A 23,093-nucleotide genomic window follows, 5' to 3' on the forward strand; every position below is an offset into this window, starting at 1 on the left:
TCGGTATCGCGATACGCTGCACTTTCCCGCCTACTCACCAGAACACAAGGGACAAACATGTCGTATGTGATGGCAGTGCCGGAACTGTTGGCTTCCGCGGCGGCTGACTTGGAAGGAATTGGCTCGGCCCTGAGCACCGCCAATGCTTTGGCACTGCCCTCGACCAGCGAGATCCTGGCCGCGGGTACCGACGAGATATCGACCGCGGTGGCGTCGCTATTTGCCGACCATGCCCAGGACTATCGAACAATCAGTTTAGAGGCCAACGCATTTCACCAGCAGTTCTGGCGATCGTTGAGCGGTGCGGCGGCCTCCTATTCCGGCGCCGAAGCCGCCAACGCATCCCCGCTGCAGGAACTGCTGAACGTGATCAACCAGCAGAGCACGGCCTTGCTGGGGCGCCCGCTGATCGGTAACGGTGCTGACGGTGCCGCGCCTGGGCAAAGCGGCGACGACGGCGGGCTGCTGTTCGGCAACGGCGGCAACGGCGCGCCCGGCACGAACCAGGGTGTGGCCGGCGGTAACGGCGGAAGCGCCGGGCTGATCGGCAACGGCGGGGCCGGCGGGCTTGGCGGGCCGGGCGGCGCCGGCGGGGCCGGCGGGCACGGCGGAATGCTGTTCGGCGACGGCGGCGCCGGTGGAGGCGGCGGGGATAGCCCGTCGTTCGTGATCGGCGGCGGTGCCGGCGGCAACGGCGGCAACGCGGGGCTGTTCGGCAATGCCGGCGCGGGTGGTGCCGGCGGCGCGGGACAGCAGTTCTTTTTCAATGGTGGGGCCGGCGGAGACGGCGGGAGCGTGGGTCTGATCGGCAATGGCGGTGCCGGTGGCGACGGCGCCAATGGCGCGGCCGGCGGTGCCGGCGGTGCCGGCGGCATGCTGAGCGGCAATGGCGGTAACGGCGGGGCTGGCGGCGACCTCAACGACCCCGCAGTACCCACAGGCAGCCAGGTCGGCGGTCGTGGCGGAAACGCCGGACTGATCGGCAACGGCGGTATCGGCGGCGACGGCGGTGTGGCCGCAAACGGGGGCGCCGGCGGGCAGGGCGGTCTGCTACGCGGCGACGGCGGTGATGGCGGAGCCGGCGGTGCCGGTCGGCCGGCAAGTTTCAACAGTAATGGCGGGCCGGGCGGCAACGGCGGCAACGGGGGCTCCGCCGGGCTCTGGGGCAACGGCGGCACCGGCGGGGCCGGCGGTGGTCCTGGAACCCAAGGCTCTGATAATTCCGGCTCGGGAGGCAACGGCGGTAACGGCGGCAACGCCGGATTGTTTTCCGGTATCGCCGGCAACGGCGGCGATGGCGGACAGGGCGGCGAGGCCGACCGGACTGGCGGAGTCGGCGGCATGGGTGGGGCCGGCGGGGCGGCCGGGTTGTTCGGCACCGGCGGCACCGGCGGTACCGGAGGCACCGGCGGCGCCGCCAACCCCTTCGGCGCCGCGGGCGGATCCGGCGGATCCGGTGGGGCCGGCGGAGCCGGCGGGCTGCTGCGAGGCATGGGCGGGGCCGGAGGCACCGGCGGCACCGGCGGCACCGCCAGCGGCGGCAGCCCCGCTGGCGCCGGAGGCACCGGAGGTACCGGGGGCGCCGCCGGGTTGATCGGCGTCGGCGGCTCCGGGGGCGCCGGGGGCGATGGCCTGCTGTTCTCCGACGCGGGAGTGGGCGGCAGCGGTGGCACCGGCGGAGCCGGCGGATGGTTCTACGGTACGGGCGGTGGAGGGGGCGCGGGCGGCGTCAGTGCCACCACGGGCAATGGCGGCAACGGCGGCAACGCCGGTCTGATCGGGGACGGCGGTGCCGGCGGCGCCGGCGCGATCCCGGGTGCCGGTGGCGCCGGCGGCCGGATATTCGGCGCACTCGGGTTACCCGGCTAGCCCGCTAGACGCGCTTGGCCGCCCACTCGGCCTGCATGACCAGCAGCGCCAATCGCTCTACCTCCGGGGTGTGGGGATCGAGTTCGCGGTAGCGCTGATAGATGTTGACCACGATCCGCTCGGAGTCCAGCCACGCCGCATAGTCTCCAAGCTCGACGGTCTCGATTGCCTCGGCGAGGGACAGACCCTTGCGGTAGGCAGCCTCGGCCTGTTCGTTGACATGCTCGAAATAGCCGCGGACGGCCCGGATTCCATCCGGGTCGGTGACTGGGCCATGGCCGGGGACCACGATGGGCACGTCCAGCGCGATCATCGCGTCGCAGGCCGCTATCCAGTTCGCGATCGGCCCGTTCCAGACGATCGGCGTGCAGCCGATGAACAGCAGATCCCCGGCGAACAGCACGCCGGCATCGGGCACATGCACCACCGAGTCCGCGGCGGTGTGCGCGGGACCGAGGTTGATCAGATCGACCCGCCTGCCACCAACATCGATCGTCAGCTCGTGGTCGAATGTCTGATCCGCGTTGCGCAGCCTTATGCCGCTGAAATCGAAGTGCCCGAAGCGATCCCGCATGAATCTCGTCGCGACCGGCCCGAGGTCGATGGTCTGCATCGCCGTCAGCAAGGTGGGACCGGTGTCTTCGGCAATCTCCTCGGCGGTGCCTTTGGCCGCGATGATGCGCACCGAAGGGCTCAACAATTGGTTGCCATGGGTGTGGTCACCGTTGGAATGGGTGAGCAGCGCATCGGTGATGGGCGCCGCATCGGTGATCGGCCGCATCGCGTCCAGCATCTCGCGCGTGAGCGCCAGATCGAACAGCGTGTCGACCAACAGCGAGGCACCGTCTCCGGCGACCAGCCCGGCGTTGCTCCAGCCAAATCCGCCGTCCGGCAATGTCCACGCCCACACCCGATCGGCGACCTGGTGCAGCCCACGGGTGTAGGGCACCAGCGGCGGCGCCGGGTTGACCCGGGCGGCCTCGGGCGCTGCATCCGGATTGACGCGGGCAGCCAAAGGCTGCGGTGGCGGGGTCGTACATACCCGCTGCCGCGTCTGCCCCAACCCCTCGACCTCGAGGGTGACCACGTCGCCGTCACGTAGCCAGCCGGGAAACGAGTCGGGGTTGGTCAGGTGCTCGACGAGGGTGCAGGTGGGCACGGTGCCGGAGCCGATCACATCGCCCGGCGCCAGCATCACCCCGCGCGAGACATAGGAGATGACTTCCCCGAAGGTCCAATCCATCGTCGCGGTGGATCCCGAGCCGATGACCGTGTCATTGACCAGCGCGCTCACCTGCAGACTCAGCTTCCCGTCGCGGCGATAGGCCTGCAGCTCATCGGCGGTAACCAGATACGGGCCCAAGGTGACTCCGCTGTCTTTGCCCTTGGCCTGCCCGATGCGCAGCTGGCCTTCCAGTTGCTGCAAGTCACGTGCGGACCAGTCGTTAAAGATCGTGTAGCCGATGATGGACTGCTCGGCCTGCTCGACGGACAGATCCTGGCCGCCGGTTCCGATCACCGCCGCGATCTCCAATTCGAAGTCCTGCCAGGCGCTTCCGGGGGCCATGGGCGCATCGTCGTAGGGCCCGAGCACGGTGGCCGGACAGGCAAAGTAGAACGCCGGGATGCGATACCAGGTATCCATCAGCACCCGGCCGCCTCCCACCGCTTCCTGACAGTTGCGCATGTGGTCCAAGAAGCACAGTGAGTCGCGGATCGATGGCGGGCGCGGTATCGGCGCCGCCAACGTCACCTCGTCGAGAGCCACCACCTCACTCGGTGAGCGCAAGACGTTTTCACCGGCTTCGCGTAATCCGTCGGCGCCGCGCTTGATCAAATCGAGCAGGGCGACTCCCGGCGCCATGGCGTAGATCGAACCGTCGGACAACACCCCGACACGCTCACCGTCCGCACTTCGATACGTCACCCATTTCATTCGCGCACCACCTCACTCGGGTTTTTGTCCGGGCGCAACCCACGCCAGCTGGATTGCCGCAATCGGTCATCGGGGGTCCACTCGCTATAGCGCACCTCCCCGACCAGCGTCGGCGCGACGAACGTAACACCCTTGGCCTCGCGCGCCGGAAGCGCAGCGTCGAATGGGGATTCGTCGGTATGCAGCGGCGCCAGCGTCTTCTTGAGGTTAGCCAGGTCACGTTCGGTGAAGCCGGTTCCAACACGGCCGGCGAAGTGCAAACCGCTCGGGCCGGGAATGCCCATGAGCAACGATCCAATCCCGCTGCTGCGCCCACCCTCCCCAACTCGCCAACCGCCGATGACGACTTCCTGGGTGTTCCAGTGTTTGTCCTTGATCCACGCCGACGAGCGCCGCCCGGGTTGATAGCCGGAGTCGCGGCGCTTGGCAATGACTCCCTCCCAACCGCGCTTGTGCGAATAGGCCAGCGCCTCGGCGCCGTCACCGGGCAACAACTCCGGAACGATCAGATTGCCCGCACTGCCCAGGGTTTCCAGTAGCTTGCGCCGGTCGCGGTATCTGGCCCGCAGTAGCGAGCGACCGTCCAGAAAGAGCAAGTCGAACGCCCAGAACTCGATGCGGGTGGCGCGCACCCGGTTCTGCATCTCGTTGAAGCTGGGCACTCCGGAGGAGTCGAGGGCCACCAATTCACCGTCGAGCACCACGTGGTGATCAGCGAGATCGGCGGCCAATGAACGTAATTGGGGGTATTCCGCGGTGACGTCACGTCCGCTGCGGGAGCGCAGTCGCAGCGCGCCATGGTCGGCTTCGACCAGCAGCCGGTAGCCGTCCCACTTGCCTTCGAACGCCCACTGACCCGACTCGAGACCTGCCACCGAACCGTGGGAGGTGAGCATGGGCGCGAGGGTGTCGAAATCGAAGACCGTCTGGTCCTTCATGCGATGCGCCAGCCATTGGTCCCCGTTGGTCTGAATCAGCGCGTACCGCCCCGAGATTCGACTGCCGTGCAGGTTGACAATCACCTCCCCCTTTTCCGAACCGTTTCTCGAGTCGTCGCGGAACTTCTCGGTGTCATAGGTGCCGGAATCCCAGATGATCACCTTGCCGGCGCCGTACTCCCCTTTCGGGATGTTGCCCTCGAACGTCGCGTATTCCAGCGGATGATCTTCGGTGTGCACGGCCAGGTGGTTCACCGACGTGGTTTCCGGCAGGTTTTTCGGCACCGCCCATGACACCAGTACCCCATCACGCTCCAGCCTGAAGTCGTAATGCAGACGGCGCGCGTGATGCTCTTGGATCACGAAGGTATTACCCTGCCCGACAACGGGTCTGGCTCGGGGCACGGGCTCCGGCGTTTTCGACGCGTTGCGCATGCTGCGATATTTGAGCAGCCGGTCGTCGCCGGGGAGGTCCGCGTCCAGCGCCGCAATCAGATCGCCATCGCGGGTGAGGCGGGCAAGCACCTCGTCGTAGGTCAGCTGGCGCAGCCCCGGGTCGTCGAGCTCCTCCCAGCTGCGTGGTGCGGCGACGGTCGGTTGTTCGCGCCCACGCAGCGAATACGGCGCGATGGTGGTCTTCGAACCGCTGTTTTGGCTCCAGTCCAGGAACACTTTCCCGGCCCGCAGACTCTTGGTCATGGTCGCGGTGACCAACGCCGGCATCACCGTTTCCAGTTGCTGCGCGACCCGTTTGGCCAACACCGTGGCGCCCTTGCTGCTCACCGGCTCGTCGAGCGGGGTGTAGAGGTGCAGGCCCTTGCTACCGCTGGTGAGCGGGAGGGTACTCAGGCCGATGTCGGCGAGCAGATCGCGCACCGCCCGCGCCACCTGCGCGAGTTGGGCCATCGTCACGCCCTCGCCCGGGTCCAGGTCGAACACCAATCGGGTGGCCGGCCCGGGCGTGAGGATTTCGCCTTTCGACGTCCACTCGGCAACGAACCGCCACTGCGGGACGTGCACCTCGAGGGCGGCCTGTTGTGCGATCCAGGCCAGGCCGGTGGGGCTGTCGATGATCGGATAGGTCGTCGTTCCCGACCGGTGCACCACGCTGGCACGCGGCAGCCAGTCCGGCGCCGACGACGCCAGCTGCTTTTCGAAAAAGGACGCCTGATCGACGCCGTTGGGCCAGCGCTTGCGAGTCGCCGGGCGCCCGGCGATATGCGGGATCATCACCTCGGCGATGCCGGTGTAGTAACCGAAGACGTCAGACTTGGTGGTTCCGGTAGCCGGGTACAGCACCTTGTCCGCGTTGGTCAGCGTCACCTGCGGACCATTCGCCTGTCCAGGAGGCCAGGCCTGCGCCGAACCCATATGGCCAACGTAACCTGTCGCCATGGCACGTGGGCTGGTGATCGGTGAAGCCCTGATCGACATCGTCGATGGGCCGGACCCGGCCGAGTACGTCGGGGGCAGCCCCCTCAACGTCGCGGTCGGACTGGCCAGATTGGGCCGCGACGTCGATCTGCTGACCCACATCGGCCGCGACGCCCGCGGACGACGGATCGCCGAGTACATTGAATCCTCAGGTGTACAACTTGTTTCGGGAAGCCAGACGGCTGATCGGACGCCCACCGCGACGGCCAGGATCGGCCCCGACGGCTCGGCCACCTACGCGTTCGACCTGGAATGGCAGATACCCGACACACCCCCCGTGACGCCGCCGCTTCTTGTGCACACCGGTTCCATCGCCGCCGCGCGGGAACCAGGATGCTTGGCGGTCGCGGCGCTGCTCGACGCCTATCGGGCCGCGGCCACGGTGAGCTTCGATCCCAATGTGCGTCCGTCGCTGAGCGCCGACCCGGACCTGACTCGGGAACGCATCCAACGCCTCGTCGAGCGCAGCGACATCATCAAGGCCAGTGCCGAAGACTTGCACTGGATCGACCCCACCCAGCCTCCGGAGCAGACCGCGCGGGCCTGGCTGGCCTGCGGCCCGGCGATTGTCGCGCTGACGTTGGGCGATCAGGGCGCAGTGGCGTTCTGCGCGGCCGGCCCGGCAAGTGTGCCCGCCCAGCCGGTTCGCGTGGTCGATACCGTCGGCGCCGGAGACGCGTTCATGGCCGGGCTGCTCGACACGCTGTGGGAGCAGGGATTGTTAGGTGCCGACCGGCGCACCGAGTTGCGCAAGATCGGGGTGTCGGCGCTGACCTCTGCGCTCGAAGTCGCGGCCCTGACCTCGGCGTTGACCGTTGCCCGTGCCGGCGCCGACCTGCCCTATCGGGCCGACCTGCGGCAGTCGCGATGACCACCGCACGCCCGCAATCGGGCCCGGCGAGGGTGCACGAAATGCCGCGTGATGCGGCGTGTCGCCGTGCCGACACGCACGCTCGCGAGCTGACCGGGGCTGGGGCAGGCAGCAGGACTCCGGTGCCGCGGCGCACTGTTAACCGACCCGGGTTCTGGGCATACTGACTCCATGCGCTCCATCTGGAAGGGTTCAATCGCTTTCGGGCTGGTGAATGTGCCGGTCAAGGTGTACAGCGCCACTCAGGACCACGACATCAAGTTCCATCAGGTGCACGCCAAGGACAACGGACGCATCCGGTACAAGCGGGTATGCGAAGTCTGTGGCGAGGTGGTCGAATACTCCGACCTGGCCCGCGCCTTCGAATCCGACGATGGCCAGATGGTGATCATCAACGACGACGACCTCGCCACGTTGCCCGAAGATCACAGCCGCGAAATCGAGGTGCTGGAATTCGTCCCAGCCGAAGAAGTCGATCCGATGATGATTGACCGCAGCTACTTCCTGGAGCCCGACTCGAAGTCCTCTAAATCGTATGTGCTGCTGGCCAAGACGCTCGCCGAGACGGAGCGGATGGCGATCGTGCATTTCACGCTGCGCAGCAAGACGCGGCTGGCGGCGTTGCGGGTCAAGGACTTCGGCAAGCGCGAGGTCATGGTGGTGCATACCCTGTTGTGGCCAGACGAGATCCGCGACCCGGATTTCCCGGTGCTGGACAAGGAGGTGGAGATCAAACCCGCAGAGCTCAAGATGGCCGGCCAAGTGGTGGAGTCGATGGCAGACGACTTCAACCCGGACCGCTACCGCGACACCTATCAGGAGCAACTGCAGGAGCTGATCGACGCCAAACTCGAAGGCGGGGAAGCATTTACCGCCGAAGAACAACCCGCAGAGCTGGACGAGACCGAAGATGTCTCCGACCTGCTGGCCAAGCTGGAGGCGAGCGTGAAAGCGCGTTCGGGCGACGGGAAGTCAGCGGCGAAGAAGAGCACCGCCGAAAAGGCGCCGGCCAAGAAGGCCCGGGCCAAACAAGCTGCCAAGTCCTGACCAGCGCCCGACTTGTTCACATATGCTCGTCGTGCCGCCGAGAGGAGTTTTTGCGTGAAGTCCAACCGATCTGGCGTCGTGCTCAGCCTGCTACTCGCCAGCACATTGGCGTTGTCGGCATGCGGAGGCCATTCCAGCAATACCTCGTCGTCGGCCGGATCCAGCACGCCATTGGTGCCGGTGGATTGCGGCGGTAAGAAGAAGCTTCTGGCCGCGGGCTCCACCGCACAAAAGAATGCGATGGAACAGTTCGTCTACGCCTACATCCATGCCTGCCCGGGCCACACGCTGGACTACAACGCAAATGGATCCGGCGCCGGAATGAAGCTGTTCCTGGGAAATCAGACCGACTTCGCGGGGTCGGACACGCCGATGAACCCGGCGAAGAACGAGCCCCAGAAGGCCTCCGAGCGTTGCGGATCGGAAGCCTGGGACCTGCCGGTCGTGTTCGGTCCGATTGCGGTCACCTACAACCTCAAAGGCGTGAGCGCACTGAGCCTGGACGGCCCGACGCTGGCCAAGATCTTCAACGGCACCATCGCCAAGTGGGACGATCCGGCGATCAAGGCGCTCAACACCAGCATCAACCTGCCGCCGACGCCCATCCACGTGGTCTTTCGCAGCGACCAGTCCGGAACCACGGCCAACTTCCAGCAGTATCTCGACGCGGCGTCGGACGGAGCGTGGGGCAAGGGGGCCGGCCAGACCTTCAACGGTGGCGTCGGCGAGGGTGCTGCCGGCAATGACGGCACGTCGCAGGCGCTGAAGCGAACCGACGGATCGATCACCTACAACGAATGGTCGTACGCGGTGGGCCATCAATTGAACATGGCCCAGATCATCACGTCAGCGGGCCCGGAGCCGGTGACCATCACCGCCGAGTCGGTGGGCAAGACGATCGCCGGAGCCACCTTCAAGGGGAAGGGCAACGACCTGGTGGTGGACACCTCGTCGTTCTACCGGCCCACCCAGGACGGCGCCTATCCGATAGTGCTGGTGACCTACGAGATCGTCTGCTCGAAGTACCCGGACGCGCCGACCGGCACCGCCGTTAAAGCCTTCATGCAAGCGACAATTGGTGACGGCCAGGTTGGTTTGGATGAGTACGGATACATCCCGCTTCCGGAGTCGTTTCGCTCGAAATTGATCCCGGTGGTCAACGCCATCGCGTAACCGTCTCCGGCGCCGCGGACCATTCGAATCCTCAAGAGTCCGATCTAGTTTCACCGGCCTCAGCGCTACTGGCTCAGCCCCCTTCGGGCCGTTTCGGGCCCGTTGCGGGGCTCTCTCGCGCACGAATCGGTCCGCTCACATCTTCGTCTCAGGATACAGAAATCGCTGTGAGTAACCGGTTTTTGTTGTCTGCTCACTCTCCGACGATTTACCGTGTGTTAACCACCGGTTTCGGCGCACCAGCATCACGGGCGTCGGTAGCGTGAATATGTAGGGTCGGCCCCGGTGGAATGGGCGCCCACGCGAAGGGAGCGTTGACCGTGAGCGAGACCGGGCCGGGTTCACGGGTTGGGTCGCGCTTTGGGCCCTACGAGTTGGTGCGGTTGATCGGCCGTGGCGGCATGGGCGAGGTCTACGAAGCCGAAGACACCCGCAAACGCCGGGTGGTGGCGCTCAAGCTGATTTCGACGCAGTACTCCGGCAATCCCACGTTTCGCGCGCGGATGCAACGCGAAGCCGACACCGCGGGACGGCTGACCGAGCCCCACATCGTGCCGATCCACGACTACGGCGAGATCGACGACCAGTTCTTCGTGGAGATGAGACTGATCGACGGTGTCTCGCTGCGCGCCATGCTGACGCAGTTCGGCCCACTGACCCCGGCCCGGGCGGTGGCCATTGTGCGCCAGATCGCCGCGGCGCTGGACGCCGCGCATTCCAACGGCGTCACCCACCGCGACGTGAAGCCGGAGAACATTCTGGTCGCCGACAATGACTTCGCGTATCTGGTGGATTTCGGTATCGCCAGGGCCGCCGCCGATCCCGGACTGACCCAGGGCGGGATGGCCGTGGGGACCTACAACTACATGGCCCCGGAACGATTCACCGGCAACGACGTCACCTACCGTGCCGACATCTATGCGCTGGCGTGCGTGCTGGGGGAATGTTTGACCGGTGCACCGCCCTATCGCGCAGACAGCGTGGAGCGATTGATTGCCGCGCACCTGATGGAACCTCCCCCGCGGCCCAGTCAGCTCCGTCCCGGACGGGTTCCAGCCGCGTTGGATGAGGTGATCGCCAAAGGCATGGCCAAGAATCCCGACGAGCGCTACATGAGCGCCGGGGACCTGGCCATCGCTGCGCACGAGGCGCTCACCACCCCCGAACAGCGCCAGGAAGCAACCATCCTGCGTCAGGGCGACAACATGGCCCTCATGACTCCAGCCGTTGACCCTGGCGCGGGAGGAAGCTGGACCAACTACAGCGGATCGGGCGCCCAGCCACCGGCGCCGCAGCCCGTTGCGCCGCCGCCGCAATATCCGACGGGCGATGAGACGGTGGCTCGGCCGGTGCCGGCAAGCACCACCGGATGGCGCTCCCGCCCAGACGTATCCGACCAGCGCACGCAGGCCGCGCCCGTCATCACCGGCACAAGCTGGCCCAGCCAGTCCGGGATCCGGCCCGCCGTCGGCACCGGATCCAGTCCGAGCGCGACACCGCCGGCCAATCAGCCGGCCACCGCGCCGCCGGCGAGCCCGAAAAAGAGCCGGAAGAACTGGATAATCGGCGCCGCCGTGGTGGCGGTGCTGCTCGTCGTCGCCGGCGCCACCGCATTCGTGCTCGCCAAACCCAAAGGCTCAACCGAGCCGCGAGGGCAAGTAGTGCTGCCGTTTACCGGTCTCAACTTCCGCTTCGCCCCCGGCGGGGTTGCCGTGGACGCCAACGGCACCGTGTATGTCACCAACCAGACCATGTACGGCCGGGTGGTGGCCTTGCCCGCGGGATCCAGCACGCCGACGGTGAAGCCGTTCAACGGACTCTACGAACCCCAGGGCGTGGCCGTGGACACCTCCGGCAAGATCTACGTCACCGACTTCAACAACCGGGTGGTGGCCCTGGCCGCCGGGTCGAACAACCAGGTTGAACTGCCGTTCAACGGCCTCAATTACCCCGAGGGAATCGCCGTGGACGCCCAGGGCAATGTGTACGTCGCTGACCGGGGCAACAACCGGGTGGTGAAGATGCCGGCCGGCTCCACCAGCCAGGTCGTGCTGCCGTTCAACGGGCTCAAGAACCCCGACGGGGTGGCAGTGGACAGCGACGGCAACGTCTACGTCACCGACACCGACAACAACCGGGTGCTGCAGCTCGACGCCGGCACCAGCAACCAGTCGGTGTTGCCGTTCTCCAACCTGACCGCGCCGTGGGGAATCACCGTGGACAGCGCCGGCAATGTCTACGTCACCGAACACGACAACAATGCGGTGGCCAAGCTGGCGGCCGGGGCCACCACCTCCACCGAGTTACCCTTCACCGGCCTCAACACCCCCCTGTCGGTCGCGGTGGACAAGAAGGGCAACGTCTACGTCGCCGATCGCGGTAACGGCAGGGTGCTGAAACTGGCCCAAGGATCCTGAGCGGGGGCTATCGCCTTCGGGTGGCCAGGAACCGGATCCCCCCGGCGATGAGGTTGATCGCGGCCACGATGATGATCAACGTCAGCGCCGCTCCCCACACGCGCAAGAAACCGGCATGCTCGGGGTTGGTGAGCTCGGTGTAGATCAGCAGCGGCAAGGACGCCATGTTGCCGTGCAGCACGTCGAAGTTGATCGAACGGCTGTAGCCGACCAACACCAGCACCGGTGCGGTTTCGCCGATGACACGCGCCACCGACAACAGCACACCGGACACGATGCCGGGCATGGCGATCGGGACGACGATGCGCACGATCGTCTTCCACTTGGGTACGCCCAACGCGAAGCTGGCCTCGCGCAGTTCGTCGGGCACCAGCCTGAGCATCTCCTCGGTGGAGCGCACCACTACCGGCAGCATCAGCAGAACCAATGCCAACGACACCGCCAGGGCGCTCTGCTGGAATCCCAGGGTGGCGATCCACAGGCTGAAGATGAACAGCGCCGCCACGATGGAGGGCACCCCGGCGAGCACGTCGACCATGAACGTGGTCAGCCGGGCCAATCGTCCCGAGCCGTATTCGACCAGATAGATCGCTGTCATCAAGCCCAGCGGTACGGCCAGCAGGGCCGCGATTCCGGCCTGCACCAATGTTCCGTACAACGCGTGATAGACGCCGCCGGCAAACTCCTCGGGCAACACCCCGCGAAGGGAGTGCGTCCACCAGTCCGGCTGGACGACGGCGTACCAGCCGCGTTCGATCACCACCCACAGCAGCCACACCAGCGGCACCAACGCGACGGCGAACGAGGCGAAAAACAGCACCGTCGCCACGCTGTTCTTGATCCGCCGCACCAGGCTCAGTGGCCGAAACACCACCACTTTGACCGGCTGATCGAGCGCGTTGGTGGTCATCCGTTGACCTTCCCGCCGGCGACGGCGCGGGCGAGGGCGTTGACCACGAAGGTCAGGACGAACAACGCGAACCCCGCGGAAATATAGGCACCGGTCGGCAGCGGTTCGCTGAACTCGGAAGCCGCAGAGGCAATTTTGGAGGCGAACGTGTACCCGCCGTCGAACAGTGACCAGTTCCCCGGTTTGGCCGCCGAACGCAGGATGATCAACACCGCCACGGTTTCACCCAGGGCACGCCCCAGGCCCAGCATCGACGCCGCAATGACACCGCTGCGACCGAAGGGCAGCACGGTCATCCGCACCACTTCCCATTTCGTCGCCCCGAGCGCTTGGGCTGCTTCGATCTGAATCTGTGGGGTCTGGCGGAACACCTCGCGCGATACCGAGGTGATGATCGGCAGGATCATCACCGAGAGCACGATGCCCGCGGTGAAGATCGTGCCGCCGCCGGCTAACGAGACGTTGCCCTTCTTGAACAAGAACAGCCATCCCAGGTTGCGATTGAGGAATTCGGCGATGGGCTCGAGCTTGGGGGCCAGCACGAAGATGCCCCACAAGCCGAAAATGATCGACGGCACCGCGGCCAGCAGGTCCACGATCGCGCCGAACGGACGCGAGAGCCGCTTGGGCGCGTACTGGGTGAGAAACACCGCGATTCCCACGGCAATCGGCACCGCTAGTGCCAGTGCGCAGATCGAACTCAGCATCGTGACCATGAATAGATCGCGGATGCCGAACGCCAACTTCTCGTCGTCGGAGGTGTCGAACACCGAACTGGTGAAGAAATTGGCGTGATTCGCGCGCAACGACGGGATGGCGCGGATCAACAGGAATACCGCGATCAGCGCGATGGAGACGACGATGGTCATCCCCGCCGTGGACGCGAAGAGCTTGAACAGCCGGTCGGCTCGTCGCGATGAACTCGCGTCGACCGCCGCTAGCTCAGGCTTGGCCGGCCGGCCTTGGACCACGTCGACCTCAGATCAGGCGATGGCGTTGACTGCGGTCGACAACCTTGACTTGAACTCGTCCGGAATCGGGATATACCCGTTGTCCGCCAAGCCATTCTGCCCAGCACCGATGGTGGACTGCAGGAACGCCCGCACCGCGGTACCCACTTGAGAATCGGGATACTTCGAGCACACGATCTCATAGGTCGCGAGCACGATGGGGTAGGAACCGGGCTTGGTGGGCTTGTAGAACGAAACCGTGTCCAGCACCAGGTCGTTGCCCTGGCCCATGATCGCAGCGCCGGCGATCGTCTTTCCGACCGATTCGGTGCTGATCGCCACGGGTTCCGGGCCGGCAGAGGTGATGACCTTCGCCATGTTCAGGTGCTGCGCCTGCGCGAACGACCATTCGTTGTAGGTGATCGCCCCCTCGGTGTTCTTGATCGCCGCCGACGTGCCGTCGTTGCCCTTCGCGCCCTCACCGACACCGCCCTTGAACGACTTGCCGGCGCCCTTGCCCCAGGCGCCGTCCGAAGCCGCGTCAAGGTAACGCTGGAAGTTGTCGGTGGTTCCGGACTCGTCGCTGCGGAACACCACGTGAATCGGGGTGTCGGGCAGGCTGGTACCCGAGTTGAGCGCGGCGACCGCGGGATCGTTCCACGTGGCGATGGTGCCGTTGAAGATCTTGGCCAGCGTGGTGCCGTCCAGGTTGAGCGAACTGACGCCGCTGATGTTGTAGGTGACGGCGATCGGGCCGAACACCACCGGCAGGTTCCACGCCGGCGAACCGCCGCAGCGCTGCTCGGCCGTCGCCGCCTCATCATTGCTAAGCGGTGAATCGGAACCACCGAAATCGGTTTGGTTGCCGTTGAATTCGCTAATGCCGGCGCCGGAGCCGTTGCCCGTGTAGTTGAGGGTCTGTCCTGGGCAGGCTTCCTCGAAGGCTTTGACGAAGCGGGTCATGGCATTGGCCTGGGCGGTCGATCCGCTGGCCTTGAGGGTCTTCTTCCCCCCGCAGCTCACGTTGCTCGATTGGCCGGCCGGCGAACTTCCCCCGCTTGCGTTGTTGTCGCTACCGCACGCCGATAAAACCAAAGCGCCCGAGGCCAGGACACTCAGCGCGGCGCCAACTCGGTTGAGTTTCAATTCAGTTCCTAACGGTAGAGATGAAACACACTCCCGCCGCAACCCTCGGGCGCGACACGTCAACCAGCTTTCTTCGCAGCCTGCAGGCTACATTAGCAACAGGGAACCTTCGATTACAGGACGTTGAACACTCGCCCCTGGGCAGGCAGCATTTCGTCGCGATTTCAGCCACGGCCGGGGCTGCGGTAGGCGAGGTTGTCGCGGAGGTTCCACTTCGCGGGGGTCGTTACAATTCGACGCCGCTATGCCAAACTAGAACCTGTTCCAGAAACTGCCCCACCCGAGACGGCGAGGGTTGCTGCCGTCTCGGTCGACAATTGAAGCGAGGCCGCAGTGATCCTCGACAGGTTCCGTCTCGACGACCAAGTTGCCGTTATCACCGGGGGTGGCCGCGGCCTCGGTGCGGCTATTGCGCTGGCCTTTGCCGAGGCTGGTGCGGATGTGGTGATCGCCTCCCGAACGCAGTCCCAACTGGACGAGGTCGCCGACACGGTCCGCTCAATCGGGCGTCGCGCGCACGTCGTCGCCGCCGATCTGGCCCATCCGGAGGCCACCGCGGAGCTGGCCGGGCAGGCCGTCGAGGCGTTCGGAAGACTAGACATCGTTGTCAACAACGTCGGCGGAACGATGCCCAATACGCTGCTGACCACCTCGACGAAGGACCTCAAGGACGCATTCACCTTCAACGTGGCAACCGCCCACGCGTTGACCGTCGCGGCGGTTCCGTTGATGCTCGAGCACTCCGGCGGCGGCAGCATCATCAACATCACCTCGACCATGGGCCGGGTGGCGGGACGAGGGTTCGCCGCCTACGGCACCGCAAAAGCCGCCCTGGCGCACTACACGCGGCTGGCCGCACTGGACTTGTGCCCACGGATCCGGGTCAATGCGATCGCTCCCGGATCCATCCTCACCTCCGCACTGGAAGTGGTGGCCGCCAACGACGAACTGCGCGCACCGATGGAGCAGGCGACACCGCTGCGCCGCCTCGGCGATCCCGTCGACATCGCCGCCGCCGCAGTGTATTTGGCGTCCCCGGCGGGCAGTTTCCTGACCGGCAAGACATTGGAGGTCGACGGCGGCCTCACCCATCCGAACCTCGACATACCAGTCCCCGACCTGTGAATCCGCACTCCTTAAGGAACCAGCCATGGCAATACCCGTCGTTCAGCTCGGCACCGGCAACGTCGGCCTTCACTCGCTGCGTGCGCTCATCACCAACCCCGAGTTCGAGCTCACCGGAGTGTGGGTGTCATCGGACGCCAAAGCCGGCAAAGACGCCGCCGAGCTGGCCGGCTTCGCCGAATCCACCGGAGTGAAGGCCAGCACCGATCTGGATTCCGTACTGGCCAGCGGGCCGCAGTGCGCCGTCTACAACGCGATGGCCGACAACCGGCTGCCCGAGGCACTCGATGACTATCGGCGCGTCTTGGCGGCCGGCGTCAATATCGTCGGCAGCGGCCCGGTCTTTCTGCAGTATCCGTGGCAGGTACTGCCCGACGAACTCGTCAAGCCGCTCGAAGATGCTGCCCGCGAAGGCAACTCGAGCCTCTATGTCAGCGGTATCGATCCGGGCTTCGCCAACGACCTGCTTCCGATGGCACTCGCGGGTACCTGTCAGAGCATCGAGCAGATCCGCTGCATGGAGATCGTCGACTACGCCACCTACGACAGCGCCGTCGTCATGTTCGACGTCATGGGATTCGGCAAGCCGCTCGACGAGATCCCCATGCTGCTACAGCCCGGGGTGCTCAGTTTGGCCTGGGGTTCGGTGGTCCGCCAGCTTGCGGCGGGTCTTGGCCTTTCCCTCGACGTGGTCGAGGAGATGTACGTGCGCGAACCCGCCCCGCACGCCTTCGACATCGCCTCCGGTCACATTCCCCAGGGCAGCGCCGCCGCGCTGCGCTTCGAAGTCCTCGGATTGGTCGACGGAGCTCCTGTCGTGGTGCTCGAACACGTCACCCGGCTACGCGAGGATCTGTGCCCCGATTGGCCCCAGCCCGCCCAGCCCGGCGGCTCCTACCGGATCGAGATCACCGGCGAACCGTCCTACGCCATGGACCTCTGCCTGAGCAGCCGCCGCGGCGACCACAACCATGCCGGATTGGTCGCCACCGCGATGCGGGTGGTCAACGCGATCCCTGCGGTGGTGGCCGCCCCGCCCGGCATCCGCACGACCCTCGAGCTGCCGCTGGTTACCGGCAAGGGCCTGTACCTACCGCCGGCAGGGGCCGCCTAGCCCGCCTTTCCCAACGCGCCAAGCCGCGGAATCGACCCCTGCCTGGACTACGATCACGGCCGTCGGCGACAACCGACGCCGGACTGCGACGACGACGATAGGCAGGTTGGCATGACGGCGACTTCCGATGACAGTGCTGCGGTTCCGCGGTTCGACGGCCTGCGCGCCCTGTTCATCAACACAACCCTGAAGCGCTCCCCGGACCTCAGCCACACCGAGGGGCTGATCGCGCGTAGTTCGCAGATCATGCGCGAGCACGGTGTCGAGGTGGACAGCTTCCGTGCCATCGACCACAACATCGCGACCGGCGTGTGGCCGGACATGACCGAACACGGCTGGGAGGCCGACGAGTGGCCCGACCTGTATCAGCGGGTCCTGCGGGCGAACATCCTGGTGCTGTGCGGACCGATCTGGCTGGGCGACAACAGTTCGGTGATGAAGCTGGTGATCGAGCGTCTCTACTCGTGCTCAGGCCTGCTCAACGAGAACGGACAGTACGCGTACTACGGCCGGGTGGGCGGTTGTCTCTTCACGGGCAACGAGGACGGGGTCAAGCACTGCGCGATGAACGTGCTTTACAGCCTGCAGCATCTGGGGTACACCATCCCCCCGCAGGCCGATGCGGGCTGGATCGGCGAGGCCGGCCCCGGTCCGTCGTATCTCGACCCCGGTTCGGGCGGGCCGCAAAATGACTTCACCAACCGCAACACCACGTTTATGACCTTCAACTTGATGCACCTGGCGCAGATGTTGGCGCGCGCCGGTGGTGTCCCGGCATACGGGAACCAACGCACCGAATGGGACGCCGGGTGCCGCCCGGACTTCGCCAATCCCGATTACCGCTAAGCGGCCTGCTGGCGGCGCGCCGAGTTGTTTCGGCTAGCCTCACTTTGTTGTTCGGTGGTGCTGATCGAAGGCCGGTGAATTGGCGCAAGACACGCAGACCTCGTTCAAGACGAGTTGGTATCTGCTCGGACCGGCTTTCGTAGCGGCGATCGCCTACGTCGATCCCGGCAATGTCGCGGCCAATGTCAGCTCCGGCGCCCAGTTCGGCTACCTGCTGTTGTGGGTCATCGTGGTGGCCAATGTCATGGCCGGCCTGGTGCAGTACCTGTCGGCAAAGCTCGGGCTGGTCACCGGACATTCGCTGCCGGAACAAATCGGCAAGCGAATGGGGCGCCCGGCCCGGCTGACCTATTGGGTGCAGGCCGAGATCGTCGCAATCGCCACAGACGTGGCCGAAGTCGTGGGCGGCGCCATCGCCCTGCGCATCCTGTTCGGCCTGCCACTACCGATCGGCGGGATCATCACCGGTGTGATTTCGCTGCTGCTGCTGCTCATCCAGGACCGCCGCGGCCAACTCCTGTTCGAGCGAGTCATCACCGGACTGCTGTTGATCATTGCCGTCGGCTTCACGGCCAGCTTCTTCGTCGCAACACCTCCCCCCGATGCGATGTTCACCGGACTGGTGCCGCACTTTCAGGGCACCGAAAGCGTGCTGCTGGCCGCCGCGATCCTGGGGGCCACGGTGATGCCGCACGCGGTATATCTGCACTCGGGCCTGGCCCGTGACCGCCACGGCCATCCCGAGCCCGGGCCATACCGGCGCCGGCTGCTGCGCGTCACCCGCTGGGACGTGGGTCTGGCAATGATCGTCGCGGGCGGGGTCAACGCCGCGATGTTGCTGGTTGCCGCCCTCAACTTGCAGGGCCGGGAGGACACCGCCTCGATCGAAGGCGCCTACGCTGCCGTGCACGACACGCTGGGCGCGACCATCGCGGTCCTGTTCGCGATCGGATTGCTGGCCTCCGGTTTGGCGTCGACGTCGGTGGGCGCCTACGCGGGCGCCATGATCATGCAGGGATTGCTGCATTGGTCGGTCCCCATGGCGGTGCGGCGTTTGGTCACGTTGTGCCCCGCCGTGGCGATCTTGGCGCTGGGCCTGGACCCGACCCGCACCCTGGTGCTCTCACAGGTCGTGCTGTCCTTCGGCATACCGTTCGCGGTGCTTCCGCTGGTCAGGCTCACCAGCAATCCCGAGGTGATGGGTAGCGACACCAACCATCGCTTGACCACCTGGATCGGCTGGGGGTGGCGGTGCTGATCAGCGTGCTCAACGTGGCGCTGATCTATCTGACGCTGACCGGCTGACGGCTTCCCGACACCCGCCAAACCGCGAACAATGGGTGCTTGACGGGCCAGGACTCGCAAACCGTCGGTGCCCGGCTTCCCGGTTGGGATCGGTAGCGAATCCGAGCTTGTGTACTTGCCGCGACTACGCCTGGCGAGGCGGGGCATGAACAGAGGAAGCTCACCATGAACACCACCGCAAACCTGAAGCGGATGTTCACCGCCGCGCTGGTGTCCGGGGGTGTCGCGGCAGCCGGGTTCGGGTTGACCGCGGGCACCGCACACGCCGGGCCCGGAGCCCATGGACCGGTGCCGCAAGCGCCGCGAGGCCCCTACCAATGGTGTCCCGGGGACCCGGTGCCGGCGGGCGGTGTCAACTGGGACATGAACGTCTGCCACACCTGGTATTGGGTGGACTACGGATTCCAGGCCAATCGCGGCGGATTTGTCTATGAAGGCGACGCGCCCCCGGCGGATCTGGGCTGTATCCCGCTGCTGTGCCTGCCCGGGCTGTGAGCGCGGCGACAATACGGCAGGATGGATTGCGTCGTCGTCCGTGCTGGCCCGCGGGGAGTTGGTTTGCGTCAAAAAACACCGCGTCGAAGTCTGCCGAGCCGATGGTGACCCGCTAAATGCTCACCGGCCGGCATCTGTACTTCGCATACGGTTCCAACCTGTGCGTACGGCAGATGTCGGTGCGATGCCCCGACGCCAGCGACCCGCGTCCGGCGGTCCTGTCCGATCACGACTGGTTGATCAACGAGCGCGGGGTGGCCACCGTTGAGCCGCTCACCGGCGGCCAGGTGCACGGTGTGCTCTGGCAGATCTCCGATCGGGACCTGGCCACGCTGGACAGCGCCGAGGGGGTTCCGGTCCGCTATCGGCGTGACCTGCTGTGCGTGCGCACCCACGACGGACCGACGACGGCCTGGGTGTATATCGACCACCGGATCACCCCGGGTCCGCCCCGGCCGGGATACCTCAATCGCGTCATCGACGGCGCGCTGCATCACGGGCTACCGCAACGCTGGATCGACTTTCTGCACCGCTGGGATCCGGTGCATTGGCTCCAGCCGGTATCCGCGGCGGCTTCCGGCGCTGGGCCACAATCGCTTTCGGCATTGTTGAGCGAGCCCGGCCTGAGCGAGATCAGCCAGCTACGGTCGCGCTTCGGCTTCCTCGCCATCCACGGCGGCGGCCTGGAGAAGATGACCGACGTCATCGCCGAGCGAGCCGCCGATGCCGCTGGCTCATCGGTGTACGTGCTGCGACATCCCGACCGCTACCCCCACCACCTGCCATCGTCGCGGTTCGACCCCGGCGAGTCGCCGCGGCTCGCGGAGTTCCTCGACCACGTCGACGTCGCGGTCTCACTGCACGGCTACGGCCGCATCGGACGTGGCACCCAGCTGCTGGCCGGCGGCCGCAACCGCGAGCTGGCCGACCACCTGGCGCGCCACCTTGAACTGCCTGGTTACCAGGTGGTCACCGATCTGGACGCCATCCCGGCGGAGCTACGCGGGCTGCATCCGGACAACCCGGTCAACCGGGTCCGCGGCGGTGGGGCGCAATTGGAACTGTCCATCCGGGTGCGAGGGCTCAGCCCCCGCAGCCCCCTGCCCAGGGACGACGGTTTGTCGCCGGTCACCGCCACCCTGGTACAAGGCCTGGTGGCTGCCGCGCGTGCTTGGTAAGTGTCGATGGTGGAACGGAGATTGTTGGTGGCCAAAGATTTTCGCTTCGGGTTGAGCGTCCGCTTCATCAAATCGCGCGCAGCGCTGCAAGAGCTGGCCAAACGGGCCGAAGATCTCGGTTTCGACATTCTCTGCGTGCCCGATCATCTCGGTGCCGCGGCGCCGTTTCCCACCCTGACCGCCGCCGCGATGGTGACCACGAAGATGCGGTTGAGCATGTATGTGCTCAACGCCGCCTTCTACAAGCCGGCCCTGCTGAGCCGCGACGCCGAGGCCCTGGATCTGCTCAGCGAAGGTCGTCTCGAGCTCGGCCTGGGCACCGGCTACGTCCGGGAAGAGTTCGATGCCGCCGAGCTGCCCTACCCCAGCGCCGGAGCCCGCGTCGACTATCTCGAACACATGACGGCCTACCTGAAGCAGCATCACCCGACGGTGCCGATCCTGATCGCCGGCAACGGTAACCGGGTGATGACGTTGGCGGCCCAGCAGGCCAACATCGTCGGGCTGACCGGGTCCAACGTCCACGGGGCAGACGATCCGCTGGCCGAACGTGTGGACTTTGTCCGCCGGGCCGCCGGCGACCGGTTTGACGCGCTCGAGCTCAACCTGGCGATCACCGCCCTGCCCAACGAAGGCGAAACCGCGCCCGACCTGGCGATGACCCGCCGGTACGCGCCAGAGCTGTCCGACGAACAGATACTGGCGCTGCACTCGGTGCTCGGCGGGTCACCGCGCGAAATTGCCGACACCTTGGCCGGCTACCGCGATATCTATGGGGTGACGTCGTTCACCGTGCAGGACAATCACCTGGATAACTTCGCAAAGGTGATCGCCGAGCTGCGCTGAGTCGCCCCCCGGTAAGCTCAGCGAAGCCGCCCCCGTAGCTCAGGGGATAGAGCACGGCTCTCCTAAAGCCGGTGTCGCAGGTTCGAATCCTGCCGGGGGCACCATGTGGTGTATGACGTCGGGTGATGCCTGACGGTTTGTCTTCGGTTGATGCCTGACGGTTTGTCTTCGGTTGATGCCTGACGGTGTTTCGGTTGATCTTTGGCACTCCCTAGACGAGGGAGTTGAGCATGGCTGAGCTAGCCGTCGGGTGGCGACCACCGATGTGGTCTGTGTGGGCTGGCAGCAGGTCTGCGTAGGCGCCCATCATGCCGGTGCGCGCTGCGATGTCCACCTCGATGGCGAGCTGCTGCGCTCTCTTCGTCGGCGGGTGGCTTGCCGCCGCAGCAACTTGCTCGCGGAATCAGCAAGGCGCCGACGCAGCGGAATCGCTGGCACCCAGCATCCGGTTGACGTCAAACGGCCACGCGCACGGTGGCATGGCAACTGCTGATTTGAATCAGGCGCACGTGTCGGGGAGGCCCGCGCCTCTCGGGCGTGATCAGCCGTCAACGGCGGTTCGTCGCGAGGCCCCGGCGGCCTCCAGAAGCATGGCTAGTTGGCGGCTTTGGACCACGACCTGACCGGTGGCGTCGAGGATGACGTGGTCCTGCTCGAACCAGCTATCACCGATGACGGTCGAGCTGGCCATGACGCGCATCCAGCCGGGGGCGGGGCGGCGCCGCAGGTAGGTGGTGAGTTGGACGGTGGGGGTCCAGCCGAAGATGCCGCAGTTCACGGTGACGCGCGGGGCGATATCGCCGGCCATGATCGCAAACAGCGTTGCGGCGGCGGGGTCGGCTTCGTCAGAGGCGAACGGGCGGACCCACATCCGGCTGATCGGTGCTCCGCGTTGCCCGACGAGGAAACCGGTGGTGGCGGAATCCATCGCAAGCTCGCATCCTTGGCTCACATGGAGGATCTGGGCCAGGGGATGCTCGGCTGAGACGGGTATGGCATCAGCGGAGGGCTGGACCGGCATCTCCGACACGGGCAGTGGTTCGCTGTGTCGTGGTGGGTTTGTATCGGCGGGACCCAGGGTGACCGAGCAGGTTACCGCGGTGCGGCTGTCCTGTGACAGTTCCACATCGACGAGACATACCTGCCGTCCGCGCCGGCGGACCTTCGTGGTGAGCTGCACCTCGCCCGGGTTTGGAGCGCTGATGTAGTTGGCGCTCAGGGCGACTGGCGCCAGGTCGACCGCATCGCCGATCGTCCGATGCGCGGTCGCTGCGCAGACCGCCATCATGCAGCCACCGTGCACCTTAGGTCCGATAGTCCACATGGGATCGATGGTGGCGCTATACGCTCCGTCACCGAGGTCATGGACGGTGGTGAGGTCGGTGAAGGGTCGGCTACTGCTCATGGTTTCGGCTGCATTCCGATTCTGGGTGAGTGGGTCTGTGCTGGCGGGCATGATCGGTCATCTGTTTTCCTGCCCGGTATCGAATCCT

At 66.0% G+C, this 23,093-nt stretch carries 17 protein-coding genes, 1 tRNA gene and 1 pseudogene; 13 read left to right on the forward strand and 6 right to left on the reverse strand.

Going from position 1 to position 23,093, the window contains the following annotated elements; genetic code table 11:
• Positions 1-57 precede the first annotated feature (57 nt).
• On the forward strand, positions 58-1,869 hold the full coding sequence (locus tag CCUG20998_RS29475) for a PE family protein (protein WP_038580713.1): 1,812 nt from the start codon (positions 58-60) through the stop codon (positions 1,867-1,869).
• Between the two features lie 4 nt (positions 1,870-1,873).
• Here the strand turns inward: CCUG20998_RS29475 and CCUG20998_RS22725 are convergent, their stop codons facing one another.
• Together CCUG20998_RS22725 and CCUG20998_RS22730 are read right to left on the reverse strand one after the other, a co-directional pair.
• The gene (locus CCUG20998_RS22725) at positions 1,874-3,805 is read right to left on the reverse strand and encodes a fumarylacetoacetate hydrolase family protein (RefSeq protein WP_020729648.1); all 1,932 of its coding nucleotides are present in this window, start codon (positions 3,803-3,805) and stop codon (positions 1,874-1,876) included.
• Positions 3,802-6,114: an ATP-dependent DNA ligase gene (locus CCUG20998_RS22730; RefSeq protein WP_020729647.1), complete on the reverse strand. Its 2,313-nt coding sequence runs from the start codon at positions 6,112-6,114 to the stop codon at positions 3,802-3,804. The genes CCUG20998_RS22725 and CCUG20998_RS22730 overlap by 4 nt, the downstream gene beginning before the upstream one ends.
• A gap of 22 nt (positions 6,115-6,136) precedes the next feature.
• On the opposite strand from CCUG20998_RS22730, the gene CCUG20998_RS22735 reads away from it, so the two are divergent.
• From CCUG20998_RS22735 to CCUG20998_RS22750, 4 genes are all read left to right on the forward strand, one after another.
• Positions 6,137-7,048, forward strand: coding sequence for a carbohydrate kinase family protein (locus tag CCUG20998_RS22735; protein ID WP_020729646.1), 912 nt, complete (start codon positions 6,137-6,139; stop codon positions 7,046-7,048).
• Between the two features lie 171 nt (positions 7,049-7,219).
• Positions 7,220-8,095, forward strand: a complete 876-nt coding sequence (ku, locus tag CCUG20998_RS22740) for a non-homologous end joining protein Ku (RefSeq protein WP_020729645.1) — start codon at positions 7,220-7,222, stop codon at positions 8,093-8,095.
• 54 nt (positions 8,096-8,149) lie between these two features.
• Entirely contained in the window at positions 8,150-9,268 is a 1,119-nt protein-coding gene (pstS, locus tag CCUG20998_RS22745) for a phosphate ABC transporter substrate-binding protein PstS (RefSeq protein ID WP_020729644.1), read from the forward strand.
• Positions 9,269-9,588: 320 nt separating this feature from the next.
• Positions 9,589-11,685: a serine/threonine-protein kinase PknD gene (locus CCUG20998_RS22750; protein ID WP_020729643.1), complete on the forward strand. Its 2,097-nt coding sequence runs from the start codon at positions 9,589-9,591 to the stop codon at positions 11,683-11,685.
• 7 nt (positions 11,686-11,692) lie between these two features.
• Here CCUG20998_RS22750 and pstA read toward each other — a convergent pair whose 3' ends face one another.
• The 3 genes from pstA to pstS (CCUG20998_RS22765) are packed head-to-tail and all read right to left on the reverse strand — an operon-like array spanning position 11,693 to position 14,691.
• On the reverse strand, positions 11,693-12,595 hold the full coding sequence (gene pstA, locus CCUG20998_RS22755) for a phosphate ABC transporter permease PstA (RefSeq protein WP_012396126.1): 903 nt from the start codon (positions 12,593-12,595) through the stop codon (positions 11,693-11,695).
• A complete protein-coding gene (gene pstC / locus CCUG20998_RS22760; protein WP_012396127.1) occupies positions 12,592-13,566 on the reverse strand; it encodes a phosphate ABC transporter permease subunit PstC in 975 nt (324 codons plus the stop codon). Before pstC ends, pstA begins: the two co-directional genes overlap by 4 nt.
• Before the next feature lie 12 nt (positions 13,567-13,578).
• On the reverse strand, positions 13,579-14,691 hold the full coding sequence (gene pstS / locus CCUG20998_RS22765; RefSeq protein WP_020729642.1) for a phosphate ABC transporter substrate-binding protein PstS: 1,113 nt from the start codon (positions 14,689-14,691) through the stop codon (positions 13,579-13,581).
• Between the two features lie 333 nt (positions 14,692-15,024).
• On the opposite strand from pstS (CCUG20998_RS22765), the gene CCUG20998_RS22770 reads away from it, so the two are divergent.
• From CCUG20998_RS22770 to CCUG20998_RS22805, 8 genes and pseudogenes are all read left to right on the forward strand, one after another.
• Complete coding sequence (locus CCUG20998_RS22770; RefSeq protein WP_012396129.1) at positions 15,025-15,816, forward strand: SDR family oxidoreductase; 792 nt, start codon at positions 15,025-15,027, stop codon at positions 15,814-15,816.
• A gap of 25 nt (positions 15,817-15,841) precedes the next feature.
• Positions 15,842-16,930: an NAD(P)H-dependent amine dehydrogenase family protein gene (locus tag CCUG20998_RS22775; RefSeq protein ID WP_020729641.1), complete on the forward strand. Its 1,089-nt coding sequence runs from the start codon at positions 15,842-15,844 to the stop codon at positions 16,928-16,930.
• Between the two features lie 111 nt (positions 16,931-17,041).
• The gene (locus CCUG20998_RS22780) at positions 17,042-17,776 is read left to right on the forward strand and encodes a flavodoxin family protein (RefSeq protein WP_020729640.1); all 735 of its coding nucleotides are present in this window, start codon (positions 17,042-17,044) and stop codon (positions 17,774-17,776) included.
• Between the two features lie 79 nt (positions 17,777-17,855).
• Positions 17,856-19,081, forward strand: a pseudogene (locus tag CCUG20998_RS22785) (Nramp family divalent metal transporter).
• Between the two features lie 165 nt (positions 19,082-19,246).
• Entirely contained in the window at positions 19,247-19,576 is a 330-nt protein-coding gene (locus CCUG20998_RS22790) for a hypothetical protein (protein ID WP_020729639.1), read from the forward strand.
• Between the two features lie 116 nt (positions 19,577-19,692).
• On the forward strand, positions 19,693-20,754 hold the full coding sequence (locus CCUG20998_RS22795) for a poly-gamma-glutamate hydrolase family protein (RefSeq protein ID WP_020729638.1): 1,062 nt from the start codon (positions 19,693-19,695) through the stop codon (positions 20,752-20,754).
• Positions 20,755-20,775: 21 nt separating this feature from the next.
• A complete protein-coding gene (locus tag CCUG20998_RS22800; RefSeq protein ID WP_172607307.1) occupies positions 20,776-21,600 on the forward strand; it encodes an LLM class F420-dependent oxidoreductase in 825 nt (274 codons plus the stop codon).
• A 28-nt stretch (positions 21,601-21,628) separates the two neighbouring features.
• Positions 21,629-21,704, forward strand: a tRNA-Arg gene (locus CCUG20998_RS22805).
• A 437-nt stretch (positions 21,705-22,141) separates the two neighbouring features.
• Here the strand turns inward: CCUG20998_RS22805 and CCUG20998_RS22815 are convergent.
• A complete protein-coding gene (locus tag CCUG20998_RS22815; protein ID WP_036456448.1) occupies positions 22,142-23,005 on the reverse strand; it encodes a thioesterase family protein in 864 nt (287 codons plus the stop codon).
• Positions 23,006-23,093 lie beyond the last annotated feature (88 nt).

This window comes from Mycobacterium marinum, from assembly GCF_003391395.1.
In the GTDB taxonomy this organism is placed as follows: domain Bacteria; phylum Actinomycetota; class Actinomycetes; order Mycobacteriales; family Mycobacteriaceae; genus Mycobacterium; species Mycobacterium marinum.